The organism is Pseudomonas sp. GW821-FHT09E04, from assembly GCF_059416185.1.
Map to the genome: position 1 here is coordinate 741226 of NZ_JBWKOR010000003.1, position 26023 is coordinate 767248.

Annotated in this window: 20 protein-coding genes; 11 read left to right on the forward strand and 9 right to left on the reverse strand. The window is 61.3% G+C overall.

What is annotated here, in order from left to right:
* Positions 1-94 precede the first annotated feature (94 nt).
* Positions 95-859, reverse strand: coding sequence for a GntR family transcriptional regulator (locus tag AC07N4_RS14390; RefSeq protein ID WP_064378756.1), 765 nt, complete (start codon positions 857-859; stop codon positions 95-97).
* Between the two features lie 224 nt (positions 860-1083).
* Here AC07N4_RS14390 and AC07N4_RS14395 point away from each other — a divergent pair, with 224 nt between their 5' ends.
* A complete protein-coding gene (locus AC07N4_RS14395; protein WP_192560174.1) occupies positions 1084-2274 on the forward strand; it encodes a benzoate/H(+) symporter BenE family transporter in 1191 nt (396 codons plus the stop codon).
* 58 nt (positions 2275-2332) lie between these two features.
* Here the strand turns inward: AC07N4_RS14395 and AC07N4_RS14400 are convergent, their stop codons facing one another.
* Positions 2333-2677: a YggL family protein gene (locus AC07N4_RS14400; RefSeq protein WP_011333263.1), complete on the reverse strand. Its 345-nt coding sequence runs from the start codon at positions 2675-2677 to the stop codon at positions 2333-2335.
* A 233-nt stretch (positions 2678-2910) separates the two neighbouring features.
* Between AC07N4_RS14400 and dacB the strand changes: the two genes are divergently transcribed.
* Positions 2911-4371 (forward strand): D-alanyl-D-alanine carboxypeptidase/D-alanyl-D-alanine endopeptidase, encoded by a 1461-nt coding sequence (dacB, locus tag AC07N4_RS14405; protein WP_102622575.1) that lies wholly within the window; start codon positions 2911-2913, stop codon positions 4369-4371.
* Positions 4372-4430: 59 nt separating this feature from the next.
* Here dacB and AC07N4_RS14410 read toward each other — a convergent pair whose 3' ends face one another.
* Together AC07N4_RS14410 and rlmKL are read right to left on the reverse strand one after the other, a co-directional pair.
* The gene (locus tag AC07N4_RS14410; protein WP_096822509.1) at positions 4431-6815 is read right to left on the reverse strand and encodes a sensor domain-containing diguanylate cyclase; all 2385 of its coding nucleotides are present in this window, start codon (positions 6813-6815) and stop codon (positions 4431-4433) included.
* Positions 6816-6959: 144 nt separating this feature from the next.
* The gene (gene rlmKL, locus AC07N4_RS14415) at positions 6960-9230 is read right to left on the reverse strand and encodes a bifunctional 23S rRNA (guanine(2069)-N(7))-methyltransferase RlmK/23S rRNA (guanine(2445)-N(2))-methyltransferase RlmL (RefSeq protein ID WP_493066304.1); all 2271 of its coding nucleotides are present in this window, start codon (positions 9228-9230) and stop codon (positions 6960-6962) included.
* Between the two features lie 529 nt (positions 9231-9759).
* Between rlmKL and rmf the strand changes: the two genes are divergently transcribed.
* On the forward strand, positions 9760-9975 hold the full coding sequence (rmf, locus tag AC07N4_RS14420) for a ribosome modulation factor (RefSeq protein ID WP_003223300.1): 216 nt from the start codon (positions 9760-9762) through the stop codon (positions 9973-9975).
* 139 nt (positions 9976-10114) lie between these two features.
* Here the strand turns inward: rmf and AC07N4_RS14425 are convergent, their stop codons facing one another.
* A complete protein-coding gene (locus tag AC07N4_RS14425; protein ID WP_192560172.1) occupies positions 10115-11134 on the reverse strand; it encodes a quinone-dependent dihydroorotate dehydrogenase in 1020 nt (339 codons plus the stop codon).
* A gap of 224 nt (positions 11135-11358) precedes the next feature.
* On the opposite strand from AC07N4_RS14425, the gene AC07N4_RS14430 reads away from it, so the two are divergent.
* From AC07N4_RS14430 to cobA, 8 genes are all read left to right on the forward strand, one after another.
* Positions 11359-12570, forward strand: a complete 1212-nt coding sequence (locus AC07N4_RS14430; protein WP_493066305.1) for a CmpA/NrtA family ABC transporter substrate-binding protein — start codon at positions 11359-11361, stop codon at positions 12568-12570.
* Between the two features lie 15 nt (positions 12571-12585).
* Positions 12586-13161: an ANTAR domain-containing response regulator gene (locus AC07N4_RS14435; protein WP_007916390.1), complete on the forward strand. Its 576-nt coding sequence runs from the start codon at positions 12586-12588 to the stop codon at positions 13159-13161.
* A gap of 415 nt (positions 13162-13576) precedes the next feature.
* On the forward strand, positions 13577-14788 hold the full coding sequence (locus AC07N4_RS14440) for a nitrate/nitrite transporter (RefSeq protein WP_493066306.1): 1212 nt from the start codon (positions 13577-13579) through the stop codon (positions 14786-14788).
* Positions 14789-14795: 7 nt separating this feature from the next.
* The gene (locus tag AC07N4_RS14445) at positions 14796-16466 is read left to right on the forward strand and encodes a bifunctional protein-serine/threonine kinase/phosphatase (RefSeq protein WP_493066307.1); all 1671 of its coding nucleotides are present in this window, start codon (positions 14796-14798) and stop codon (positions 16464-16466) included.
* A gap of 309 nt (positions 16467-16775) precedes the next feature.
* A complete protein-coding gene (nirB, locus tag AC07N4_RS14450; protein ID WP_085732400.1) occupies positions 16776-19229 on the forward strand; it encodes a nitrite reductase large subunit NirB in 2454 nt (817 codons plus the stop codon).
* Positions 19226-19543 (forward strand): nitrite reductase small subunit NirD, encoded by a 318-nt coding sequence (gene nirD / locus AC07N4_RS14455; protein ID WP_064586764.1) that lies wholly within the window; start codon positions 19226-19228, stop codon positions 19541-19543. Before nirB ends, nirD begins: the two co-directional genes overlap by 4 nt.
* Positions 19543-22257 (forward strand): nitrate reductase, encoded by a 2715-nt coding sequence (locus tag AC07N4_RS14460; protein ID WP_493066308.1) that lies wholly within the window; start codon positions 19543-19545, stop codon positions 22255-22257. The genes nirD and AC07N4_RS14460 overlap by 1 nt, the downstream gene beginning before the upstream one ends.
* Before the next feature lie 13 nt (positions 22258-22270).
* The gene (cobA, locus tag AC07N4_RS14465; RefSeq protein ID WP_493066309.1) at positions 22271-23023 is read left to right on the forward strand and encodes a uroporphyrinogen-III C-methyltransferase; all 753 of its coding nucleotides are present in this window, start codon (positions 22271-22273) and stop codon (positions 23021-23023) included.
* A 75-nt stretch (positions 23024-23098) separates the two neighbouring features.
* On the opposite strand, the gene AC07N4_RS14470 is transcribed toward cobA, so the two are convergent.
* The 4 genes from AC07N4_RS14470 to AC07N4_RS14485 form a co-directional block, all read right to left on the reverse strand.
* A complete protein-coding gene (locus AC07N4_RS14470) occupies positions 23099-24148 on the reverse strand; it encodes an OmpA family protein (protein WP_096822517.1) in 1050 nt (349 codons plus the stop codon).
* Positions 24149-24255: 107 nt separating this feature from the next.
* Positions 24256-24846, reverse strand: coding sequence for an RNA polymerase sigma factor SigX (sigX, locus tag AC07N4_RS14475; protein WP_011333251.1), 591 nt, complete (start codon positions 24844-24846; stop codon positions 24256-24258).
* A gap of 90 nt (positions 24847-24936) precedes the next feature.
* On the reverse strand, positions 24937-25761 hold the full coding sequence (locus AC07N4_RS14480) for a mechanosensitive ion channel family protein (protein WP_065259736.1): 825 nt from the start codon (positions 25759-25761) through the stop codon (positions 24937-24939).
* A gap of 2 nt (positions 25762-25763) precedes the next feature.
* On the reverse strand, positions 25764-26012 hold the full coding sequence (locus AC07N4_RS14485; RefSeq protein ID WP_085700244.1) for a CrfX protein: 249 nt from the start codon (positions 26010-26012) through the stop codon (positions 25764-25766).
* Positions 26013-26023 lie beyond the last annotated feature (11 nt).

Sequence of the window (26023 nt, forward strand, 5' to 3'; positions counted from 1 at the left end):
GGGAACGATCAGACGATCAGGATCAGACAGACAAACAAAAAAAATCCCCCGGTACTTTTCAGTCCGGGGGATTTTTATTGCCTGTCGATTCGTTTTAGAGCTTGGCCGCCGGACGCCCCGGCTTCTTGGTCTGCAACAGGTGCGAGAACACCGCATGCAGATCGTCCGAAGCGCTTTCCTCGTCGAGGTTGAGCTTGCTGTCGATGTGATCCATGTGATGCATCATCAGGTCCACCGCCAGCTCGCCGTTACGCGCTTCGATGGCGTCAATCAACTGGGTGTGCTCGTCGTAGGAACAGTGCGAACGGTTGCCGCTTTCATATTGGGCAATGATCAGCGAAGTCTGCGAAACCAGGCTGCGCTGGAAGCTGATCAATGGCGCGTTCTTCGCCGCTTCGGCCAGTTTCAGGTGGAATTCGCCCGAGAGACGGATGCCGGCACCGCGATCGCCACGAGAGAAGCTGTCACGTTCGTCGTTGACCATCTGGCGCAATTCGGCGATCTGCTCGGCCGTTGCGTGCTGCACCGCCAGTTCAGTGATCGCGCGCTCCACCAGACGGCGAGCGAGGAACACCTGACGCGCCTCTTCAACGCTCGGGCTCGCCACCACCGCGCCACGGTTCGGCCGCAACAGCACCACGCCTTCATGGGCCAGACGCGAAAGTGCGCGGCGAATGATGGTGCGGCTGACCCCGAAAATTTCCCCCAGCGCTTCTTCGCTCAACTTTGTACCGGGCGCCAGACGCTGTTCGAGGATGGCCTCGAAGATATGCGCATAGACAATATCGTCCTGGGTTCCGCTGCGGCCGGCTTTGCCTGCTCGCGGTTGTTTCTTGAGGGGTTGCAACTGTTCGTTCATGGGCACTCGAGTCGGGAAGAACGGCGGCGAATTGACCGTGACTGTAATACGGCACAGTGGGTCGCTGGCAAGTATCGCGTAAAAAACAGCGCGATTGTACACAATGGAAGGTGGCAACACGACTGTACGGCTGTTTGTGACTTCGGCTGTATTGCAACGCATCGTTACGTTTGAGTTTAGGCTTAAACCCGAAATCCGTGGCTTGAACAAGGAACGCCGCTGTCATGAACGAAATCACCCACACCCGACTGCGCCCCTTTGCGGACACGTCGCCCTCCGCCATCGTCGCCGGATTCATCGCGATGATGACTGGCTACACCAGTTCGCTGGTGCTGATGTTCCAGGCCGGGCAGGCGGCGGGCCTGAGCAGCGGGCAGATTTCCTCGTGGATCTGGGCGATCTCCATCGGCATGGCGGTGTGTTCGATCGGCCTTTCGCTGCGTTACCGCACGCCGATCACCATTGCCTGGTCGACGCCCGGCGCAGCCTTGCTGATCACCAGCCTCGGCGGCGTTACCTACGGCGAAGCCATCGGCGCCTACATTACCTGCGCCGTATTGGTGACGATCTGTGGCCTGACCGGCAGCTTCGAACGGCTGGTGAAAAAGATCCCGGCCTCTCTGGCGGCCGCATTGCTGGCGGGGATTCTGTTCAAGATCGGCAGCGAAATCTTCGTCGCCGCGCAGCACCGCACCGGGCTGGTACTGGGAATGTTCTTCACTTATCTGCTGGTCAAACGCCTGACGCCGCGTTATGCGGTGCTGGCCGCGCTGCTGATCGGCACCGCGCTGTCGGGCTTCATGGGGCTGCTGGATTTCAGCGGTTTTCACCTGGAAGTGGCGACACCGGTCTGGACCACGCCGCACTTTTCTCTCGCGGCGACCATCAGCATCGGCATTCCGCTGTTCGTGGTGGCGATGACCTCGCAGAACATGCCCGGTGTCGCTGTCCTTCGGGCCGACGGCTACAACGTACCGGCCTCGCCGTTGATCACCACCACCGGCATCGCGTCGTTGCTGCTGGCGCCGTTCGGTTCCCACGGCATCAACCTGGCAGCGATCAGCGCCGCGATCTGCACCGGGCCCCATGCCCACGAGGATCGCAACAAACGCTACACCGCAGCGGTGTGGTGCGGGATTTTCTACGGGATTGCCGGGGTGTTCGGCGCCACGCTGGCGGCGCTGTTTGCCGCGCTGCCCAAGGAACTGGTGCTGTCGATTGCCGCGCTGGCGCTGTTCGGTTCGATCATCAATGGCTTGAGCATCGCCATGACCGAGGTGAAGGAACGGGAAGCGGCGCTGATCACCTTCATGGTCACGGCGTCGGGGCTGACGCTGTTTTCCATTGGTTCGGCCTTCTGGGGGATTGTCGCGGGGGTGCTGACCTTGCTGATCCTCAACTGGCGCAAGGCATGATTTGTTAAAAAGCAGGCATAAAAAAACGGCGACCCTCGGGTCGCCGTTTTTTTCAGTATCACTTAGCCGCGTTGATCGGCTTTTCCGGATACCAAACGTCCAGCAGCGGGCTGATTTCAGTGGTGGTCAGCTCGGAGCGGGTTTTCAGCCAGGCTTCGACAGCAGCGCGCTGCTCTTCGGAGACCGAGCCACGCTTCTGCAGGCAAACCAGACCGAAGTCGTCGCCGCCGACATAGCCCAGACCGTTGGCTTCCATGGCTTCTTTGATGAATGCTTCGAGGAAAGCGTCAATGGCTTCTTCGGACAGGTCTTCTTTGAAGCCCAGGTTCAGTTCGAAACCCAGCTCTTGAAATTCATCGACGCACAGTTTTTTGCGCAGACGCTGGGAACGGTTAGTCGCCATTGGAACAATCCTCTTAAGTAATAACGGCCGGCACTTTACCAGTTTAAGGCGGCGATTGCCCGCCTATCCGGGACGAGCGTGCGACCGCCCGTAAAAAAATAACGAATTGGCACCCTTGCGAAAGGCACAAGCTGTTACACCTTGGGGCATAATGCCGACACTTTCATGACCACTGAGGACCTTTTCATCCATGTCCTCGTCTTTTTCCCCTCGGCTGTAGGGTTTTATTTCATATGATCAAATCGTTGCGTCCTCTGCTCCTGGCCGGCCTTCTTCTGCCCCTGGCCTTGCCTGTTTCCGCTGCCACCATCAACACCGCCCTGACACCCAACGTCGAAAAAGCCCTCAAGGCCAGCAAGCTGCAACCCAGCGCCCTGTCGCTGGTGATGGTGCCGCTGGATGGCCCGGGCACGCCGACCGTGTACAACGCCGACGTGTCGGTCAACCCGGCCTCGACCATGAAACTGGTCACCACCTACGCGGCGCTGGAAATGCTCGGCCCCAACCATCAGTGGAAAACCGAGTTCTACACCGACGGCGACCTGAACAGCGGCATTCTCAACGGCAACCTCTACCTCAAGGGTGGCGGCGATCCGAAGCTGAACATGGAAAAACTCTGGCTGCTGATGCGCGACCTGCGCGCCAACGGCGTGACCCAGATCACCGGCGACCTGGTATTGGACCGCAGCTTCTTCGTGCAGCCGCAACTGCCGGAATTCAACGATGACGGCAACGATGAGAACAAGCCGTTCCTGGTCAAGCCGGACTCGCTGCTGGTCAACCTCAAGGCCCTGCGTTTCGTGGCCCGCAATGACAATGGCCGGGTATTGATTTCGGTCGAACCGCCGATTGCCAGCATCAACATCGAAAACACCGTCAAAGCGCTCAACTCCAAACAGTGCACCGGCGGCGTGCGCTACAACCCGGTGCCGCAGGCCGATGGCAGCGTCACCGTGACCGTTGCCGGCCAGTTGGGCGAAGGCTGCAGCTCGCAGACTTATCTGTCGCTGCTCGACCACGCGACCTACACCGCCGGCGCCGTGCGGGCGATCTGGAAGGAACTGGGCGGCAGCATCCAGGGCAAGGATCGTCTGGCCCCGACCCCGAGCAACGCCAAAGTGCTGGCCCGTGCGTTCTCGCCGGACCTGGCGGAAATCATCCGCGACATCAACAAATACAGTAACAACACCATGGCTCAGCAGCTGTTCCTGAGCCTGGGCCAGAAATTCCGCAACGACGCCGACGGCGATGACGCCAAGGCGGCGCAGCGCGTGGTACGTCAGTGGCTGGCGAAGAAAGGCATCACCGCGCCGCACCTGGTGATGGAGAACGGCTCCGGCCTGTCACGAGCCGAGCGCGTCAGCGCCCGGGAAATGGCCGCCATGCTGCAAGCCGCGTGGCATAGCCCGTACGCCGCCGAGTACATCAGCTCGCTGCCGATCGCCGGCACCGACGGCACCATGCGCAAACGCCTGAAGACCACCGCGATGCGCGGCGAAGCCCACGTCAAGACCGGCACCCTGAACACCGTGCGCGCCATCGCCGGCTTCAGCCGCGACGTCAACGGCAACACCTGGGCGGTGGTGGCGATCCTCAACGACAAGGCACCGTTCGGTGCATCGTCGGTGCTGGATCAGGTGCTGCTGGATCTCTACAAACAGCCGCGAGCGCCGCAGACGGCTTCCGTTCTGTAAGCCGCCCCGGCAAGATCGTTCCCACGCAGTGCGTGGGAACGATCACATGGCAAACAGGATCAGTTCATCTGCCGCTCGACCCGATCCCGCCCACCCTGCTTCGCCGCGTAAACCCCCGAATCCGCCCGCAGCAACAGCGCATCCGCGCCCTCCCCCGGCCGCCAACTGGCAATCCCGAAACTGGCCGTCACCACGCCCACCACATCCACCGGCGCACCGCGCAGGCCTTGCCATAGCTCCACGGCCAGCATGTACGCGTGATCACCGTCGATGTCCGGGCACAGCACCATGAACTCCTCGCCGCCCAGGCGACAGAACACGTCGGTACGCCGCAGGCGATGGCCGATGCGCTCGCACACCGCCTGCAACACCCGGTCGCCGACCGCATGGCCGTACTGATCGTTGATCCGTTTGAAGTGATCGATATCGAGCATGATCACCGACAATTCGCCGCCTCCGCGCTCGACCCGGGCCATTTCAGTGGTCAGGCGCTCCTGGAAATAACGCCGGTTGTGGATGCCGGTCAGCGCATCGGTCACCGACAGTGCGCGCAACTCTTCTTCCACCCGCTTCAGGTCGGAAATGTCCGAAATGTAGCCATGCCACAGCACACCGCCGCCCGGCAGCTCTTCGGGGGTCGCTTCGCCGCGCACCCAGCGCAGGCCGCGCTCGGGCAATTGCACGCGGTATTCCTCGCGCCACGGACTGAGGTTGTCCGCCGAGGCGCGGATCGATTTGCGTACGCGGCTGACGTCCTGCGGATGAATGCGGGTAAAGATTGATTCGGCATTGAGCAGCAACACATCGGGTTCCAGCTCGTAGATCTCGCGGATGCCGTCGCTGGCGTAGATCACGCTGAAGCGCCCGTCGAACTCCATCTTGAACTGATAGATCCCGCCCGGAACGTGGGCGCTGAGTTTCTTCAGCAGAACGTCCCGCGCCGCCAACGCTTCGTGGACGCGCTTGCGCTCGGTGATATCGATGCAGATCGCCAGGTGCCCGACCCACAGTCCCTGCTCATCGAGCACCGGGGTGGCGAGCATGTTTACCGGCAGATGACTGCCGTCCTTGCGCACCAGCGTCCACTCGCGTGCCTCATGCCCGCCGACTTCACCGCCCTCCACCAGCATCGCCTGGCAGGTCGGAATGCTCTTGCCATAGCGGGCGCTCAGTTCCGCCGCACGGGTGATCAGCTCCCGAGGAAAATGCAGGTTTTCCAGGGTCATGTGACCGACCACCTCGGCGCTGCGGTAACCGAGCATCTGCTCCGCGCCGGGGTTGAAGGTGTTGATCACGCCGCGCAGGTCGGTGGCGATGATCGCCACTTGAGTCGCCGCGTTGAGCACCCCGCGCAACTGGCCGTGGGTGCCCCGCAGTTCCTGTTCACGCTCATGCAGTTCCTGGGTGCGCAGTTCGACCATGCGCAAGGCCCGCTGACGCTGACTGACCAGCACGTACAGCAGCGCGCTGAGCAGCAGGCTGAGCAAACCGCCGAGGACCACCACGCTGCCAACCGACGAATGGTTGGCCTGCAGGAAGGACTCGCTGGGCGAGATATCGACCTGATAGTCGTGGTCGGCCATGCGCACCAGCCGCGTGGCTGACAGATCACTCGGCGCCGGTTCATTGGTCGATTCGAACAACACCTCGTGCTGATCGTTGGTCGACAGATCGAGGATCCGTACCGACAGGTAATCATGCAGCGCGTCCGGCAGGCCATCGGCGAGCAACTGGCGCATGCTGATCACCGCCATCACATAACCGAACGACTTGGGCTCGCCCTCACGCAGCACCGGCGCCACCAGCAGCACGCCCCGCGCATAGGCCGGTTCGATGCTGACCAGATGCATTGGCTGCGACACCGCCAGGCCGCCGAGCTGATCGGCGCGTTCCAGCGTCGAGCGACGCAACGGCTGGGCCAGCAAGTCATAACCCAGCGGTGAACCGAGCCGGCTCTGGGTCTGGCTGTACACCACGACGACGTATTCATCTCGGGCCGCCGCCAGTTGCAGCTCGCCGCGGGCATTGAGTTCACGCACGCTGAAGGTGGGCAGGCCTTCGTCACGCACCCGCTGCTCGAACGCGGCGCGCTCGGAACCGCTCACCCGCAAGGCGAACGAATAGGCCTGGGTGCGCAGTAATAAAGGTTGGGTGTAGCCGTCGAATTCGGCGCGGGACACCGATTCGGAGTTGGCGAAGAACCGGCGCAGGCCATCGAGGCGTTGCTCCTGATCCTGAAAACGTTCTTCGATGCGGCTGTAGCGCTCATTGGCCAGCAGTTGAAAACGCTGGCGCAACTGGCTGTGAAACTGATTGAGGGTGGCCCAGGCGAGCAGCCCCGTGAGAATCCCGCCGGCGAGCAATACCAGCAGCGCGACCAGCCAGGCCGAGACTTCTTCGCTGATAAAACCCAGGATCTTTGGGCGCACGGGGTGCAACGACATAAGGGCCACTCACTACGCCAGTACTTGCGGGATAACCCCATTGGCCGTGAGTGAGTTATAGCTATTAGCCACTAATTTGGCTAGCTCTGATCGGATCCAAGAGCCTTAAAAATCAAGGCTCTGTGGATCCAACTGATCAGAGTGTCAACGGGCCGTGATTTTCCAGGCGCGGTGGATCTTGCCGTTGCGGGCGAAATCCGGATCGATGGTGCTGGCGGTGATTTCCTCGACCGCATAACGCTCGGCCAGGTTGTCTTCCAGCTGGAACTTGCGGAAGTTGTTGGAGAAGTACAACACCCCGCCCGTTGCCAGTCGGGCCATGGCCAGGTCGATCAACTGCACCTGGTCACGCTGCACGTCGAAGATCCCTTCCATGCGCTTGGAGTTGGAGAAAGTCGGCGGGTCGATGAAGATCAGGTCGTACTCTTCCCGGCAGCTTTCCAGCCACGCCATCACGTCGCCCTGCTCCAGACGGTTCTTGTCGGAGAAGCCGTTGAGCGACAGGTTGCGGCGTGCCCAGTCGAGGTAGGTTTTCGACAGGTCGACGCTGGTGGTGCTGCGCGCACCGCCCTTGGCGGCGTGCACACTGGCGGTCGCGGTGTAGCAGAACAGGTTGAGGAAGCGCTTGCCGGCCGCCTCTTTCTGGATCCGCATGCGCATTGGCCGGTGATCGAGGAACAACCCGGTGTCGAGGTAGTCGGTGAGGTTCACCAGCAGCTTCACGCCGCCTTCGGTGACTTCGTTGAATTTGCCCTGAGCCGCCTGACGTTCGTACTGCTTGGTGCCGCTCTGACGCTCGCGGCGCTTGACCACCACGCGGCTCTTGTCGATGTTCAGCGCCTGCGGGATGGCAGCCAGGGCGTCGAACATGCGGATCGAGGCCTTTTCCGGGTCGATCGATTTAGGCGCGGCGTATTCCTGAACGTGCACCCAGTCGTGGTACAGGTCGATGGCCATGGCGTATTCCGGCATGTCCGCATCGTAGACGCGGTAGCAGTCGATGCCTTCGCGCTTGACCCACTTGCCCATCGCCTTGAGGTTCTTTTGCAGGCGGTTGGCAAACATCTGCCCGCCTTCGCTCAGGCGCGGCTGCTCGATCACCGGAGCCGGGGCCGGCGTCGGTTTGATCGGGTTACCGTTCTTGTTGTACTTGCGCTCTTGCGGCTCGTCCGGCGTCTGATCGTAAGCGGCTTGCTCGCGCTCGGCCTGGCGCTGCTCCGGGGTGCGACGCTCGCCGGTGACGAACTGATCCGGCAGCACTTTGATCAACAGCAGCTTGCACGGCAGCGCGCCGTTCCAGAACGAATACTGTTTGTGGCTGCGGATGCCCATGCGCTTGCCCAGGTCCGGCGCGCCGGTGAACACCGCCGCTTCCCAGTTCAGGCAGGCCTGACGCAGACGCTCGCCGAGGTTCTGGTAGAGGTACAACAGGCTGGCTTCGTCACCCAGACGCTCGCCGTACGGCGGGTTGCAGATCACCAGACCTTTCTGGTTCTGGTCCGGACGCGGTTCGAAGGTCGCGACTTCGCCCTGATAGATCTTGATCCATTCGCTCAGACCGGCACGCTCGACGTTGTTGCGGCCCGGCTGGATCAGCCGTGGGTCGGCTTCATAACCACGGATCCACAGCGGCGGCTTGGCCAGACCGGCAGCGGCACGCTCGACAGCTTCTTCATGCAGCTTCTTCCACAGCGCCGGCACGTGACCGAGCCAGGCGGTGAAGCCCCATTGCTCGCGACGCAGGTTCGGCGCCATGTCGGCGGCGATCATGCCGGCTTCGACCAGGAACGTGCCGACACCGCACATCGGGTCAGCCAGCGCGCCACCTTCGGCGGCAATGCGCGGCCAGCCGGAACGGATCAGGATTGCCGCCGCGAGGTTTTCCTTCAGCGGCGCAGCGCCCTGCTGCAAGCGGTAGCCGCGCTGGTGCAGGCTGTGGCCGGAGAGGTCGAGGGACAGGATCGCTTCGCCGCGATCCAGACGCAGGTGAATGCGCAGGTCCGGGTTGAGCTTGTCGATGCTTGGACGGTCGCCCTGCGGGGTGCGCAGTTTGTCGACGATGGCGTCCTTGACCTTCAAGGCGCCGAAGTGGGTGTTGTCGATGCCCGAGCCGTGGCCGCTGAATTCAACGGCCAGGGTGCCGTCGGCCAGCATGTGATCCTGCCACTCGACGTCGAGCACGCCGTGATACAGGTCCTCGGCATCTTTCATCGGGAAGCGCTTGAGCACCAGCAACACGCGGTTGGCCAGACGCGACCAGAGGCACAGGCGATAGGCGGTTTCCATGGTCGCCATGCCACGCACGGCGGAGGTGTGCTCGCGGGCTTCTTCAAGGCCAAGCCCGACGGCTTCCTCGATGAGCAGGCCTTCAAGGCCTTTGGGGCAAGTGAGGAAGAGTTCGAAACGGTCGGACATGGTTTTTCCAGAGCCTTTGGCTAATGAACCGACAACGCATTGCCGATCCGGTTTTCAATCAGGCGCTTTTCTACAAGAGCGCCCGCGTGGCACGAAGGTGTGCCGTTCCATCCCCGCTGCTCGGGTTAAAAGAGCTTAGATGCCGGGACAGATAAAAAAGTTGATGCAACAAAATGACTCAAAGCAACCCTTCGTCGAAAAGTACCCGACGGTAAACGTGGGTCATTCTCACTAAGGAATTAAACCTGTCATACAGTGCAGGGCCGATCATACCGGGGTTTGGTGAATAAACATTCATGAAACCTGGCGTTACTTATCGCCATAGCATCCTTTTCGTTACGTCCTTATGACAAAACGGTCATTCCCTCGATGTGACTCATTGGTTAGAACTGGACACAGGTTGACGTCGCAACGGCGTCAACACCTTGGCTCGCCACGCCGGCAGCGAGCCGCCAACGGCAGAGTTTTCTGCCAGACCTCAATTGAGGTCGACGCGACAAAAACAGTCAACAAGTGAGGGAAACACCCTATGAGAAGACTTAAGCGTGATCCGTTGGAAAGAGCATTTTTGCGCGGATATCAATATGGCGTTGGTGGCAAATCCCGTGAGCTTTGCCCATTTACTCTACCGTCGGTACGTCAAGCCTGGATCAACGGCTGGCGAGAAGGACGCGGCGACAACTGGGACGGTATGACCGGCACTGCGGGAATCCACAGACTCAACGAACTTCACGCCGTCGGCTGACACAGGGCACTTATTCCGACACGACAATCTGATTTCGCAACACCCTGATCACCATGCACGTCCTTCCCGGACGGCGGGCTACGGCCCAGGGGCTCCTTCGAGGAGCCCTTTTTTATGCCTGCCTTTTTATATCTGCCAATCAGCGCTTGGCGGCGATCGCGTCCACGGATTCACGGATCAGCGCCGGGCCCTTATAGATGAAGCCGGAGTAGATCTGCACCAGGCTCGCGCCGGCAGCGATCTTCTCGGCCGCATGTTTGCCTTCGGTGATACCGCCCGCCGCGATGATCGGCAGTTTGCCACCCAGCTCGGACGCCAGCACTTTGACCGTGTGGGTGCTCTTCTCGCGAACCGGCGCGCCGGACAGACCGCCCGCCTCGTCACCGTGTTCCATGCCTTCAACGCCCACGCGGCTGAGGGTGGTGTTGGTGGCGATCACCGCGTCCATCCCGGTTTCGATCAGTGCTTGCGCGACTTGCGCGGTTTCTTCGTCGGTCATGTCCGGCGCGATCTTGATCGCCAGCGGTACATGCTTGCCGTGGCGCAGGGCCAGTTCGGCGCGGCGCGTGGCCAGGTCTGCCAGCAATTGCTTGAGCGAGTCGCCGAATTGCAGGCTGCGCAGGCCCGGGGTATTCGGCGAACTGACGTTGACCGTGATGTAGCTGGCGTGGGCGTAGACCTTGTCCAGGCAGATCAGGTAGTCATCGACCGCACGCTCGACCGGGGTGTCGAAGTTCTTGCCGATGTTGATCCCCAGCACGCCTTTGTATTTGGCCGCCGCGACCCGCGCCAGCAGGTTATCCACACCGAGGTTGTTGAAACCCATGCGGTTGATGATCGCCTCGGCTTCCGGCAGGCGGAAAATCCGTGGTTTCGGGTTGCCCGGCTGTGGGCGCGGAGTCACGGTGCCGATTTCGACAAAACCGAAACCCAGCTGCGCGAAGCCGTCGATGGCCGCGCCGTTCTTGTCCAGACCGGCCGCGAGACCCACAGGGTTCGGGAAGTCCAGGCCCATGACATTCACCGGCAGCGACGCCGGGGCCTTGCACAGCAAGCCGTTGAGGCCCAAACGCCCGCCCGCGCCGATCAGATCCAGCGACAGATCGTGGGAGGTTTCCGGGGAAAGTTTGAACAACAGCTGACGGGCCAGGGTGTACATGGGCGGGTATGACTCGAGGCGGCGAAAAGAGGCGGCGATTATAGCCGGGCATCGCCCCGCCGCGCGAGGCGCACACGCAAATCCCCTGCACTGGCATATGCCTTGCACCTTCCCCTGCATCAGCCCGCAGGCCAATGACGGCAGGCAGGCAAGGACAATGGCGTCGTCACCGGGTTTTGCCTCGACAAAGTCCGTGACGACGTTTTTTTTGAGGATGGCTTTTCATGACTCAAACCTCCATAGGGCCACTGGCCTGGGTCAACGGCAGCGATGCCCCGGAAAAAAGCGCGATCAACCTCGGCTTCATGGCCCTGAGCGACTGCGCTTCGGTGGTGGTCGCCGCCACGCAAGGCTTTGCCCAGCCTTACGGCCTGACCCTGAACCTCAAGCGCCAGAGTTCCTGGGCCAACCTGCGCGACAATCTGGTCAGCGGCGAACTCGATGCCGCCCACAGCCTGTACGGTCTGATCTACGCGGTGCACTTGGGCATCGGTGGCGTCGCGCCGACCGACATGGCGGTGCTGATGGGTCTGAACCAGAACGGCCAGAGCCTCAACCTGTCCCACGGTTTGCAGAGCCTGGGCGTGACCGGTCCTGAGGCGCTGGACCGCCACGTGCACCAAACCCGCGCAAGGCTGACCTTTGCCCAGACCTTCCCCACCGGCACCCACGCCATGTGGCTTTATTACTGGCTCGCAAGTCAGGGCATCCATCCGTTGCAGGATGTCGACAGCGTGGTCGTACCGCCGCCGCAAATGGTCGCGCACCTGCAGGCCGGTCGCATCGACGGTTTCTGCGTGGGCGAGCCGTGGGCAGCCAGCGCGGTGCAGCTGAATCTCGGCTTCACCATGGCGACCAGCCAGACCATCTGGCCCGACCACCCGGAAAAAGTCCTCGGCTGCACCCGCGCCTTCGTCGAGCAATACCCCAACACCGCCCGCGCACTGGTGATGGCGATCCTCGAAGCCAGCCGTTTCATCGAAGAGAGCCCGGAAAACCGCCGCAGCACCGCGCAGCTGCTCAGCGCCGCCGAGTATCTGGACGCCCCGGTTTCCTGCATCGAACCGCGTTTTCTCGGCGATTACGACGACGGTCTGGGCAATCGCTGGCAGGACCCCCACGCCCTGCGCTTTCACGGCGATGGCGCGGTGAACCTGCCGTACCTGTCGGACGGCATGTGGTTCATGACCCAGTTCCGCCGCTGGGGGTTGCTGCGCGACGACCCGGATTACCTCGCCGTCGCCCGTCAGGTGCAGCAACTGGCGCTGTACCGCGACGCTGCCAGCGCTGTCGATGTGCCGGTCGGCACCGAGGACATGCGCAGCAGCCAGTTGATCGACGGCAAGGTCTGGGACGGCAGCGACCCGGCCGCCTACGCGCAAAGTTTCAAGCTGCACGCGTTGAGCAACAACGCCCCCCTTCTCGCCCGCCGCTGACAGGAGACCGCGAACATGTTGCGCATTCTGCTGATCAACGACACCGCGAAAAAAGTCGGGCGCCTGAAAGCTGCGTTGACCGAGGCCGGTTTCGAGGTCATCGACGAGTCCGGCCTGACCATCGACCTGCCCGCGCGCGTCGAAACGGTGCGCCCGGACGTGATTCTGATCGATACCGAGTCACCGAGCCGTGATGTGATGGAACAAGTGGTGCTGGTCAGCCGCGACCAGCCCCGGCCGATCGTGATGTTCACCGACGAGCATGACCCTGGCGTGATGCGTCAGGCGATCAAGTCCGGGGTCAGTGCCTACATCGTCGAAGGCATTCACGCACAACGCTTGCAGCCGATTCTCGACGTGGCCATGGCCCGCTTCGAAAGCGATCAGGCCCTGCGCGCCCAGCTTCAGGCCCGCGACCAGCAACTGGCCGAGCGCAAACGCATCGAACTGGCCAAGGGTCTGTTGATGAAAATGAAGGACTGCAACGAAGAAGAGGCCTACACCCTGATGCGCCGCCAGGCCATGAGCCGCCAGCAGAAACTGATTCAGGTCGCGGAGCAGATCATCGCCATGAGCGAGCTGCTTGGCTGAAAAGCCCCTCACCCTAACCCTCTCCCCGAGGGAGAGGGGACCGACCGCAGTGTCTTGCGTCATACATCGACCTGAAAAAACCAGTCGATTATGGATTCAAAGCCGATCGTTCACGTCGGCGTATCTCTCGAATATCCCCCGGTCGGTTCCCTCTCCCTCCGGGAGAGGGTTAGGGTGAGGGGCTTTTGATTTTGACTTGGCACAAATATCGCTAAGCAATCCCTACAGGTAACCAACGGCGGTTGCCCCACCCACGACAAAGACGTCGCTCACCTTCTTCGCCCCTTTCGGCGATCCGGGTAGCGGCGTTTTTGCGTTTTGGCCCCATTGACCGGGGCCGGTGGTGCGGCCGTGGCGGCGCCCCACTGTGCTGGTTCTGACTCCTTCTCGAGATTCTCTACCGCTGAGGTGCGCGATGAATAAAAGCTTCTGGAAATCCGGCCACACCCCGACCCTGTTCGCGGCCTTCCTGTATTTCGACCTGAGCTTCATGGTCTGGTATCTGCTCGGCCCGTTGGCGGTGCAGATCGCCGCCGACCTGCACCTGACCACCCAACAGCGCGGCCTCGTGGTGGCCACGCCGATTCTCGCTGGTGCGGTACTGCGCTTTGCGATGGGCATGCTTGCCGATCGCCTGTCGCCGAAAACCGCCGGTCTGATCGGTCAAGTGACCGTGATCTGTGCACTGTTCGGCGCCTGGAAACTCGGCATCCACAGTTACGAACAGGCCCTGCTGCTTGGCCTGTTCCTCGGCATGGCCGGCGCTTCGTTCGCCGTGGCGCTGCCGCTGGCCTCGCAGTGGTATCCGCCGCAGCATCAGGGCAAGGCGATGGGCATCGCCGGCGCCGGTAACTCCGGCACCGTGTTCGCTGCGTTGATCGCCCCGGTACTGGCCGCGTCGTTCGGCTGGAGCAACGTGTTCGGTTTCGCCCTGATTCCGCTGATCCTGACCCTGGTGCTGTTTGCGTGGCTGGCGAAAAACGCGCCGGAGCGACCAAAAGCCAAATCTATGGCCGACTACTTCAAGGCCCTGGGCGACCGCGACAGTTGGTGGTTCATGTTTTTCTACAGTGTCACCTTCGGCGGTTTCATCGGCCTGGCCAGCGCCCTGCCCGGCTACTTCAACGATCAATACGGCCTGAGCCCGGTCACCGCCGGTTACTACACCGCCGCCTGCGTGTTCGGCGGCAGCCTGATGCGGCCGCTGGGTGGCGCGCTGGCTGACCGTTTCGGTGGAATTCGCACGCTGTTGGCGATGTACACGGTGGCCGCAGTTTGTATCGCAGCGGTCGGCTTCAACCTGCCGAGTTCCTACGCGGCACTGGCACTGTTCGTCTGCACCATGCTCGGTCTCGGTGCCGGTAACGGCGCGGTGTTCCAATTGGTGCCGCAGCGCTTTCGCCGGGAGATCGGCGTGATGACCGGGCTGATCGGCATGGCCGGCGGCATCGGCGGTTTTGCCCTCGCCGCCGGTATGGGCGCAATCAAACAGAGCACCGGCAGCTATCAACTGGCGCTGTGGTTGTTTGCCAGTCTTGGCGTATTGGCGTGGTTCGGTCTGCACGGGGTCAAGCGTCGCTGGAGAACCACCTGGGGCTCGGCGGCCGTGACCGCTGCCCGGGTCTGAGGCCCGCATGGCCCTGCAACTGAGCTTCGCTGAAGCCAGCGCCACCGGCCCCCGCGCGGAGAATCAGGACGCCTTGCGCCTGGTCACTCCGGCCCCGGCGCTGGCCGCCAGCAAAGGGTTTCTGTTCGCCATCGCCGACGGCGTCAGCCAGTGCGCCGATGGCGGTCTGGCTGCGCGCTCGACCTTGCAGGCGCTGGCGCTGGACTACTACGCCACCCCGCAGACCTGGAGCGTGGCTCAGGCGCTGGATCGCCTGTTGCTCGCGCAAAACCGCTGGTTGCAGGCCAATGGCGGCGGCCAGCCGTTGCTCACCACCGTCAGCGCGCTGGTCCTGCGCGGCAGACGCTTCACGCTGGCGCATGTGGGGGATTGCCGGGCCTATCGCTGGCACGCCGACACCCTGCAGCGCATCACCGAGGATCACGTCTGGGAGCAACCGGGCATGCAGCACGTGCTCAAACGTGCACTGGGCCTGGACCAGCATCTGGTGCTGGACTTTCTCGACGGCGAGCTGCGTGAGGGCGAAAGCTTCGTGCTGCTCAGCGATGGTGTCTGGGCCGCGCTCGGCGACACGTCCATCGCCGGGATCCTGCGTGATCAACCGGATCTGCACAGAGCGGCACAAACACTGGTCAACGCCGCGCATCTGGCCGGCAGTCAGGACAACGCCAGTGCCTTGCTGGTGCGGGTGGATGCCGTGGGGGAAGCGAGCATCGGCGATGCGCTGATCCAGTTGCAGCAATGGCCGCTGCCCCCGGTGCTCAAACCGGGCCAGACCTTCGAAGGCTGGCAGGTGCAAGGCATCGTCGGCCAGAGCCAGCAATCGTTGCTGTATCGCGTCCTCGATAGCCAAGGCCAGGCGTGGCTGTTGAAAACCTTGCCCACACGGCTGGCGGACGATGCCCACGCAGGTCAGGCCTTGCTGGCGGAAGAATGGTTTCTCAAACGCGTGGCCGGGCGACATTTCCCTGAAGTCCATAGCGCCAGTCAGCGTCAGCATTTGTACTACGTGATGCGTGAATATTCGGGGACAACCCTGGCTCAGTTGTTCGAGCGAGCCGGCCCACTACCGTTGGCTCAGTGGCAGGACGTGGCCGAACGCCTGTTGCGGGCCGTCGGTTTGCTGCATCGGCGACAGATTCTGCACCGCGACATCAAGCCGGAGAACCTGCTGCTGGGGGACGACGGCGAGTTGCGCCTGCTGGATTTCGGCCTGGCTTATTGCCCAGGTCTTTCACAGGACACACCGTCGACGCTACCGGGAACCCCGAGCTACATCGCCCCGGAGTCCTTTCGGGGTGATGCGCCCGAGGCTCGCCAGGATCTGTATGCAGTGGGCGTGACGTTGTATTTCCTGCTCACCGGGCATTTCCCCTACGGAGAAATCGAAGCCTTTCAGCGTCCGCGTTTCGGGGTGCCGGTAAGTGCAGCGCGTTATCGACCGGATCTGCCGGAATGGCTGGCGCAGTGTCTGGAACGTGGCGTCTCGGCTGATCCTCTGCAACGCTATGAAACCGCCGAGGAATGGCTGCTGACGCTGGAACAGGGTGAACGCCGCAGCCTGAATGTACGCCCTCGACCCTTGCTCGAACGGGAGCCACTGAAAGTCTGGCGGACACTGGCGTTGCTGGCACTGCTGGGCAATCTGGTGCTGATGTTTCTGTTGTTTCATGGCTAATCCAGCGCTCCATTAACGGGCGTGCCGCTTCCATTCAGTGCAAAAGCCACAATGTACATCTGGCCAATTCCAGCACTATCCCAGTGAATTCGCGGCTCATCAGGACTTGGCACAACCACTGCATTAACGTTTTCAACTGACATAAAGCCCGACCTTCAACGACGAAGGCCAGGCTTCCCGAGAGAACGGGACAAGGACAAAGGCGTCCTCGCTAGGTAACTGGCGGGACGCCTTTTTTGTTTGCGCCATTTTTGTCGAGCAAGGCCTGACTGCCCACAAGAGGCACGCCCGAAGCTTGCGGAGAACCTGATGAAAAAACTCAAACTGGTGATGATCGGCAATGGCATGGCCGGGGTCCGTACCCTGGAAGAATTGCTCAAGCTGAGCAACGAGCTGTACGACATCACGGTCTTCGGCGCCGAACCGCACACCAACTACAACCGCATCCTGCTGTCGCCGGTGCTGGCCGGCGAACAGACGTTCGAAGAGATCGTGCTCAACGATCTCGACTGGTATCTGCAAAACAACATCAAACTGCTGCTCAACCGCAAAGTGGTGGAGATCGACCGGGTCAAGCGCCGGGTGATCGCCGAAGACGGCACCGAGGCCGAATACGATCGCCTGCTGATCGCCACCGGCTCGACCCCGTTCATCCTGCCAATCCCCGGCAACACCTTGCAGGGCGTGATCGGTTACCGCGACATCGCCGACACTCAGGCCATGATCGACACCGCCAAGACCCACAAGCACGCCGTTGTGATCGGCGGCGGCCTGCTCGGCCTCGAAGCGGCCAACGGCCTGATGCTGCGCGGCATGCACGTCACCGTGGTGCACCTCGGTGAATGGCTGCTGGAGCGGCAACTGGACAAGACCAGCGGCCAGCTCCTGCAAACCGCCCTCGAATCCCGTGGCCTGCACTTTCGCCTGTGCGAACAGACCCAGGCCCTGCACGACGCCGGCAACGGTCGCGTCGGCTCGGTGCAATTCAAGAACGGCGACATCATCCCCGCCGATCTGGTGGTGATGGCCGCCGGCATCCGCCCCAATACCGAACTGGCGGAAAAGGCCGGCATCCCGTGCAATCGCGGGATTCTGGTCAACGACACCCTGCAAACCTACGACCCGCGCATCTATGCCATCGGCGAATGCGCCAGCCACCGTGGCATTGCCTACGGCCTGGTCGCGCCGCTGTTCGAACAGGCCAAGGTCTGCGCCAACCACCTGGCGCAACTGGGTTTCGCCCGTTATCAAGGCTCGGTGACTTCGACCAAATTGAAAGTCACCGGCATCGACCTGTTTTCCGCTGGCGATTTCATGGGCGGCGAAGGCACCGAGACCATCACCCTCTCCGACCCGATCGGCGGGGTGTACAAAAAACTGGTGATCAAGGATGACGTGCTGGTCGGCGCCTGTCTGTACGGCGATACGGCAGATGGCGGTTGGTATTTCCGACAAATTCGTGAGAATCACGCCATCGGCGAGATCCGCGATCATCTGATGTTTGGTGAAAACGCCCTCGGCGACGTAGGACATCAGGGCCAGGACAAAGCCATGAGCATGGCCGACAACGCCGAAGTCTGCGGCTGCAACGGCGTGTGCAAGGGCACCATCGTCAAGGCGATTCAGGAACACGGTCTGTTCAGCGTCGACGAAGTGAAGAAACACACCAAGGCGGCCAGTTCCTGCGGCTCCTGCGCCGGTCTGGTCGAGCAGATCCTGATCAACACCGTCGGCGGCGCGGCGGATGTCAAACCGAAAAGCGAAAAAGCCATCTGCGGCTGCAGCGACCTCAATCACGGCCAGATCCGTCAAGCCATTCGCGAGCAGCACCTGCTGACCATCGCCGGCACCATGAGCTACCTCAATTGGCGCACCCCGAATGGCTGCGCCACTTGCCGCCCCGCCCTCAACTACTACCTGATTTCCACCTGGCCCGGCGAAGCCAAGGACGATCCGCAGTCGCGCCTGATCAACGAGCGGGCCCACGCCAACATTCAGAAGGACGGAACCTACTCGGTGGTGCCACGGATGTGGGGCGGCGTGACCAACCCGTCGGAACTGCGGCGAATCGCCGACGTGGCGGACAAATATCAGGTGCCAATGGTCAAGGTCACCGGCGGCCAGCGCATCGACTTGCTGGGGATCAAGAAGCAGGACCTGCCCGGTGTGTGGAAAGACCTCGACATGCCGTCCGGCCACGCCTACGGCAAATCGATCCGCACCGTAAAAACCTGCGTCGGCAGCGAGTTCTGCCGCTTCGGCACGCAGAATTCGACTCAGTTGGGCATCGACCTTGAACATGACCTGTTCAACATGTGGTCGCCGCACAAAGTGAAACTGGCGGTCTCCGGATGCCCGCGCAACTGCTCGGAAGCAGGGATCAAGGACGTAGGAATCATCGGTGTCGACTCCGGCTGGGAGATGTACATCGGTGGCAACGGCGGGATCAAGACCGAAGTCGCCGAGTTCTTCGTCAAGCTCAAGACCGCCGAGGAAGTCCGCGAATACAACGGCGCGTTCCTGCAGCTGTACCGCGAAGAAGCCTTTTACCTCGAACGCACCGTGCACTACTTGCAACGAGTCGGCATGGAGCACATCAAGAAAGCCGTGCTGGAAGATCCCGAGCGCCGCAAGGCCCTGAACGAGCGCCTGCAATTCTCCCTGTCGTTCGAACAGGACCCGTGGAAAGAGCGCCTCGCGCAGCCGCAACTGAAGAAAGAGTTCGACGTGATCCCCGTGAAAAACCTGGAGGTGCCGGCATGAACTGGCTCGATATCTGTGCCCTGGAAGAGATCAATGCCCTCGGTTCGCGGATCATTGCCGGGCCCAAGGGTGACATTGCGATCTTTCGCACAAGTGACGATGAGGTTTTCGCGCTCGATGACCGCTGCCCGCACAAGGGTGGCCCGCTGTCCCAAGGCCTGATCTACGGCAAGCGCGTGGCCTGTCCGCTGCACAACTGGCAGATCGACCTGCAATCCGGCGAAGCCCAGGCGCCGGACATCGGTTGCGCGCACCATCACCCGGCCCGGGTCGAAAACGGCCGCGTCCAGCTGGCCCTGCGGGACGCCGTCTGATGAACCGCCAGACGACCGCCTCGACCTGCTGTTATTGCGGGGTCGGCTGCGGCGTGCTGATCGAGCATGACGGCGAGCGCATTCTCGGCGTCAGCGGTGATCCGGCGCACCCGGCCAACTTCGGCAAACTGTGCAGCAAAGGCTCGACCCTGCACCTGACCGGTGATCTGGCAGCGCGCGCGCTGTATCCGGAACTGCGCTTGGGCAAAGGTTTGGCGCGCAGTCGTTGCGACTGGGACACCGCGCTGGAGCACGCCGCCAACGTATTCGCCGAAACCATCGCCGAACATGGCCCGGACAGCGTGGCGTTCTACATCTCCGGGCAGTTGCTGACCGAGGACTACTACGCCTTCAACAAACTGGCGCGGGCGCTGGTCGGCACCAATAACATCGACAGCAACTCGCGGCTTTGCATGTCTTCGGCAGTGGTCGGCTACAAGCGCAGCCTCGGCGCCGACGCGCCACCGTGCAGCTATGAAGACCTGGAACTGAGCGATTGCGTGATGATCGTCGGCAGTAACATGGCCTACGCCCACCCGGTGCTTTTTCGTCGTCTTAAAGAGGCCAAATCCCGTCGTCCGCAGATGAAAGTCATCGTCATCGACCCACGGCGCACCGACACCTGCGATCTTGCCGACCTGCACCTGGCGATTCTGCCGGGCACCGATGTCGCGTTGTTCCATGGGATTTTGCATCTGCTGTTGTGGGAAGATTGGATCGACCGTGACTTCATCAAGGCCCACACCGAAGGCCTCGCCGAGCTGAAAAGCCTGGTGCGTGATTACACCCCGGCCATGGTGTCGCAGCTATGCGGGATCAGCGTCGAGCAGTTGCAGCAATGCGCCGAATGGATCGGCACTGCGCCGAGTTTTCTGTCGCTGTGGTGCATGGGCCTGAACCAGTCCACCGCCGGCAGCGCGAAGAACAGTGCGCTGATCAACCTGCACCTGGCCACCGGGCAAATCGGCCGGCCCGGTGCAGGACCTTTCTCCCTGACCGGTCAGCCGAATGCCATGGGCGGGCGGGAAACCGGCAGCCTCTCCAACCTGTTGCCCGGTCATCGTGAGGCTGCCAATCCGGAGCACCGCGCAGAAGTGGCGGCGTATTGGGGCGTAGATTCGCTGCCGGAAAACACCGGGCTCAGTGCCATCGAACTGTTTGAACACGTGCGCAGCGGCAAGATCAAGGCGCTGTGGATTGCCTGCACCAACCCGGCGCAATCGATGCCGGATCAGAACGCCGTACGCGCGGCGCTGGAGGCTTGTCCGTTCGTGGTGTTGCAGGAGGCGTTTCGCACCACTGAAACCGCAGCGTTTGCCGATCTGCTGCTGCCGGCGGCCAGTTGGGGCGAGAAGGAAGGTTCAGTGACCAACTCCGAACGGCGGATTTCCCACGTCCGCAAAGCCATTACCGCACCGGGTGAAGCGCGACCGGACTGGGCGATCACGGTTGATTTCGCACAACGCCTGGAGAAACGTCTGCGCCCGCAAAAGCCGAGCCTGTTTGCGTTCGATCAGCCCGCTCAGCTGTTCGATGAATTCAAAGCACTGACCCGTGGCCGCGATCTGGACGTGTGCGGCATCAGCCATGGGTTGCTTGATGAAATCGGACCGCAGCAATGGCCGTTTCCTGAGGGCGCCCGACAAGGCACTCCGCGCCTGTACTGCGACGGCATATTTCCTACGGCCAGCGGTCGCGCGCAGTTTGTTGCCGATCCCTATCGCGCTGCAAAAGAGCAACGGGACGCGCGTTTTCCACTGACCCTGATCACCGGTCGCCTGCGTGATCAATGGCACGGTATGAGCCGCACTGGCACGGCGGCACAGTTGTTCGGGCATGTCAGCGAAGCTGTGCTGAGCCTGCACCCGGACGAATTGCGTCGGCACCGTTTGCAGCCGGGGGATCTGGTGAGTCTGAAGAGCCGCCGGGGCGCGGTGATCGTGGCGGTCGGAAGCGATGACAGCGTGCGTCCGGGCCAGGCCTTTCTGCCGATGCACTGGGGCGATCGTTTTCTCAAGGGCGGCGTGAACTGCCTGACCCTGCCCGCCTTCGATCCCTTGTCGAAGCAACCGGAACTCAAGCACAGCGGTGTACGGCTGGAACCGGTGAATCTGCCCTGGCAGCTTTTCGCACTGATCGAGGGCGATGTTCAACGACACTTTGAGGCGCTTCGACCGCTGTGTGAGGCGTTTTCCTACGCCAGCCTCAGCCTCGTCGGTCGCGAGCGTCCGGCGCTGCTGATACGCGCTGCCAGTGCCGCCGCACCCGATCCGCAGTTGCTGCGCGAAATCGACCAGTGCCTGGCCCTGATCGACGGTCCGGTACTGGCCTATGACGATCCGCGCAGGGCCATCGGCAAACGGGTACGCATCGAGAACGGGCGAATCACGGCGATCCGCCTCGCCGGCGAAACCCTCGCCCAGCATTGGCTGCAAGGCTTGTGGCTGGAGGGCCGCGCAGACGAACAACTGCGGCGCTGGCTGTTGGCGCCGATGAGTGCGCCGCCGGGTAATGCCGGTGTGCAGAGCGTTGCCGACAAGACCCTGTGCAATTGCAAAAACGTCAGCCACAGCGCGGTCTGCGCCGGCATTCGAGAAGGTCTGGATTTGCAGGGTTTGAAAAACACACTGGGCTGCGGCACGCAATGCGGTTCCTGCGTCCCGGAAATCAAGCGTTTGCTGGTCGCCGAAGCGCGGCCGGTCGCCGTCATCTGAAGAGGAAAACACCATGAATGCAAAAGTCTGGCTGGTGGGCGCGGGTCCCGGCGATCCTGAATTGCTGACGCTCAAAGCCGTGCGTGCCTTGCGCGAAGCGGATGTGGTGCTGATCGACGATCTGGTCAACGACGCCGTGCTGGAGCACTGCCCGGCCGCACGGATCATTCCGGTCGGCAAACGCGGCGGCTGTCGCTCGACGCCACAGGCATTCATCCATCGGCTAATGCTGCGTTATGCGCGCCAGGGCAAATGTGTGGTTCGCCTCAAGGGCGGCGATCCCTGCATCTTCGGCCGTGGCGGCGAGGAAGCGCAGTGGCTGCGTGAGCGCAGGGTTGAAGTGGAGCTGGTCAATGGCATCACTGCCGGGCTGGCCGGGGCGACGCAGTGTGACATTCCGCTGACTTTGCGCGGCGTGGCGCGGGGTGTAACGCTGGTCACTGCGCACACTCAGGACGACAGCCAATTGAACTGGCAGGCGCTGGCGCAAAGCGGCACGACGTTGGTGATCTATATGGGAGTGGCCAAGCTCAGCGAGATTCGTGAGCAGTTATTGGCCGGCGGGATGGCGATGAATACGCCCGTGGCGATGATCGAGAACGCATCCCTGCCACAACAACGGGAATGCCGGAGCGATCTGACGAGAATGGAGGGAGACGCCTGCAGGTTTGCGCTCAAGAGCCCTGCCATTCTGGTGATTGGTGCGGTAGCAGCTTCTGCGGCCCGAGCCGATTTTCTCGCCTGGCCAGCCGATCAGTCAGCCTGATCATCTGGTTTTCACCAAATCGCAGACAAAGAAAAGCCCGGCATAAGCCGGGCTTTTCTCAAAGCGGCGAGCTAATTACTTAGCTTGAGCTTCAACCTGCGCTTCTACGCGACGGTTAACAGCACGACCAGCTTCGGTTTTGTTGTCAGCAACTGGGCGGGATTCGCCGTAGCCAACCGAACCAACGCGGGACGATTCAACACCGTACTGGTTAACCAGAACTTGTTTAACGGCGTTTGCACGACGCTCGGACAGTTTCTGGTTGTAAGCGTCAGGACCGACGTTGTCAGTGTGACCTTCAACAGTGGTGCGAGTCGATGGGTACTGCTTCATGAAGTCAGCCAGGTTTTTGATATCGCCGTAGCTGTTTGGCTTGACGACCGACTTGTCGAAGTCGAATTTCACGTCCAGCTCAACACGAACAACTTCAGCAACTGCCGGGCAGCCATCAGCGTCAACAGTTACGTTGGCTGGGGTGTCTGGGCACTTGTCAACGTTGTCGCAAACGCCATCGTTGTCGCTGTCGGAGCAGACTTCAGCTGGTGCTGGAACTGGAGCAGCAGCAGGCTTGTTGCCGCCACCGAAGTTCACACCCAGACCGATTACTGGAGCGTAGTTCCAGCGACCGTTGTCCAGTTTGTAGTCAGCGTCTACACCAGCACGGGCGTAGAAGTTTTCAGCGAAGTAGTACTTAACGCCAGCGCCAGCAGTCAGGTAGGTCGACTGATCGCGACCGGTGTGGCCGTCAGCAGCTACGTTGGTCAGGCTGCCGTGCTTCACACCGCCAGCAACGTAAGGACGCAGAGCGTCACCAGCGTTGTTGAAGTGGTACTGAGCGTTCAGACCGAAGTTGTCGCCACCCAGCTTCTGGCTGCCGGTGCCGTCGTTCGAACGGGTGTGGTTGTTCTTGTCGTAGGTCAAGTTCAACGATACGTCGTCGGTCAAGAAGTAACCGATAGAGGCGCCTGGGTTGAAGCCGTCTTCGACATGGTTAACGCTGTCGTTGTACTGCTTCTTGTAGAACAGTTCGCCTTCAACTGCGCCTTGGCCTTGTGCCAGTGCGCCGAACGAAGTAGCGGCAATCAAAGAACCAATGGCCAAGCCCAAGGTGTTTTTCAGTTTCATCCGTTAAATCCCCATCTGGTGATTGTGAAGCAGTCCCGCAAACCGGGGGACAACTCGGCGGCAAGTCTATCAGAACTTGCCTACACGTAAGAGATATTTGCGCTGAACTAAGTTTCAGCAATGCCTGCAAATTTCTCACGCAATTTATCTAGAGCACGTTTGTACCGCATTTTTGTAGCACTCAAACCCATGTGCATGATGTCTGCGATCTCCTGAAATTCCAGCTCTGCGACAAATCGAAGCACCAGAATTTCACGGTCAATCGGGTTCACATACACCAGCCAGCGATCGAGTCCGCCCTTCTCCTCGGGTTTCGGCGCCTTTTCTTCGGACGCTTCCTCGAGGGGGTCAAGACTCAGTGCGTCCATCAAGCGACGCTTTCGCCGTTCCTTCCGATACTGCGTGATGCATTCGTTGTAAGTGATGCTATATAGCCATGTCTTGAACTTCGATTTCCCCTCGAAGTTCTTCAGGCCGTACAGCACCTTCAACATCACTTCCTGACAGACATCGTCTGCGTCGCGATCGTTCCCAAGATACCGCGCACAAACGTTAAATAATGTTCGCTGGTAACGCCGCATCAGTTCTTCATAGGCGCGAGTCACGTGAAACAGCTCGGTATGCGAGCGCGCGACCAACTCCTCATCAGAGAGCTCGCGGGGGTCGTAGCGCGTGGATAGCGTTTGGGCTTTATTCAAAACAAGTCGTGCCGACAGTCAGGTCAATGTCCACCGCTGCCAGCATCAGCTGGCATTTTGCGGCGGCATACATTAGCAGGGTTTGCCGGGTTAGCGGCTACTCACATGCTGTTCCAGCAGGATCCGATTGGAGAGTGAGACTAGCTCACCCTCATCGGTCAGCAATGTAGTCTTAACCGTGCCGATCTCTTCGATCTGGCCTTCGACCTCGCCAACACGCACTTGTTGCCCAACCTGATACAACTCACGCACATAGATTCCCGCAAGAATCTGACCGGCAATTTCCCGGCTTCCCAGGCCCATGGCCAGCGCAACCGCCAGACCAACGGTAATCAATACGATGACGATCACATGGTTCAGCAGGTCGGTCTTGACCTCGAGCTGACTGATCGCGACCGAGATACTGATGATGATCACCAGACCCTGGGCAATTCGCCCAAGCCCTGAAGCGTAGTCCAGACCCACGCCTTCTGCCGCACCGCGCACCAGACCGTTGGCCAGCTGCGCCAGCAATACACCGACCAGCAGCACCAGGGCTGCGCCGAAAACTTTCGGCACATACAGCGCCAGCATGTCCAGCGTAGCTGAAACCCGCTCAAGCCCAAGGGATTCTGCTGCAGAAACCAGGAAAATCAGCAGAACGAACCAATACACGATTTTTCCGATCAGGGTCGAGATCGGCACTTGCAGTCCTGCACGGGACATCAATTTGGTCAGCCCGGTGCCGCCCATCAGGCGATCCAGACCGAGCTTGGCCAGCAGTTTGGACAACAGGGTGTCCAGCAGCTTGGCCACCACGAAGCCCAACAGCAGCACCACCAGTGCGCCGAACAGGTTCGGGATGAAATTAGCGACTTTGGTCCACAACGCAGTCATTGCCGTGACGAGGCTCTGAGTCCAGAGATCAAGTTCCATATTCAATCAGCCTTATCAGCAGTGCGAGCGGTAGGTTTACGAAGACGGGAAACCGGCGCGACATGGGCCGAGCCGTTGTTCAGGGCGATCATCAGCGCGGGCAGCCAACGGCCCAGCAGGCTGAACAGATCGCCGGCGCCGACCTGGCGGTTGGCGGTTTTGAGTACGCGGCCCAGACAGGCGTCGTCGTCGCGGCCGGACGGCGAGGCGTTGAGCATGTCGCGCAAAGACTGTTCAAACGGATCGTGCATACGCACCTCTC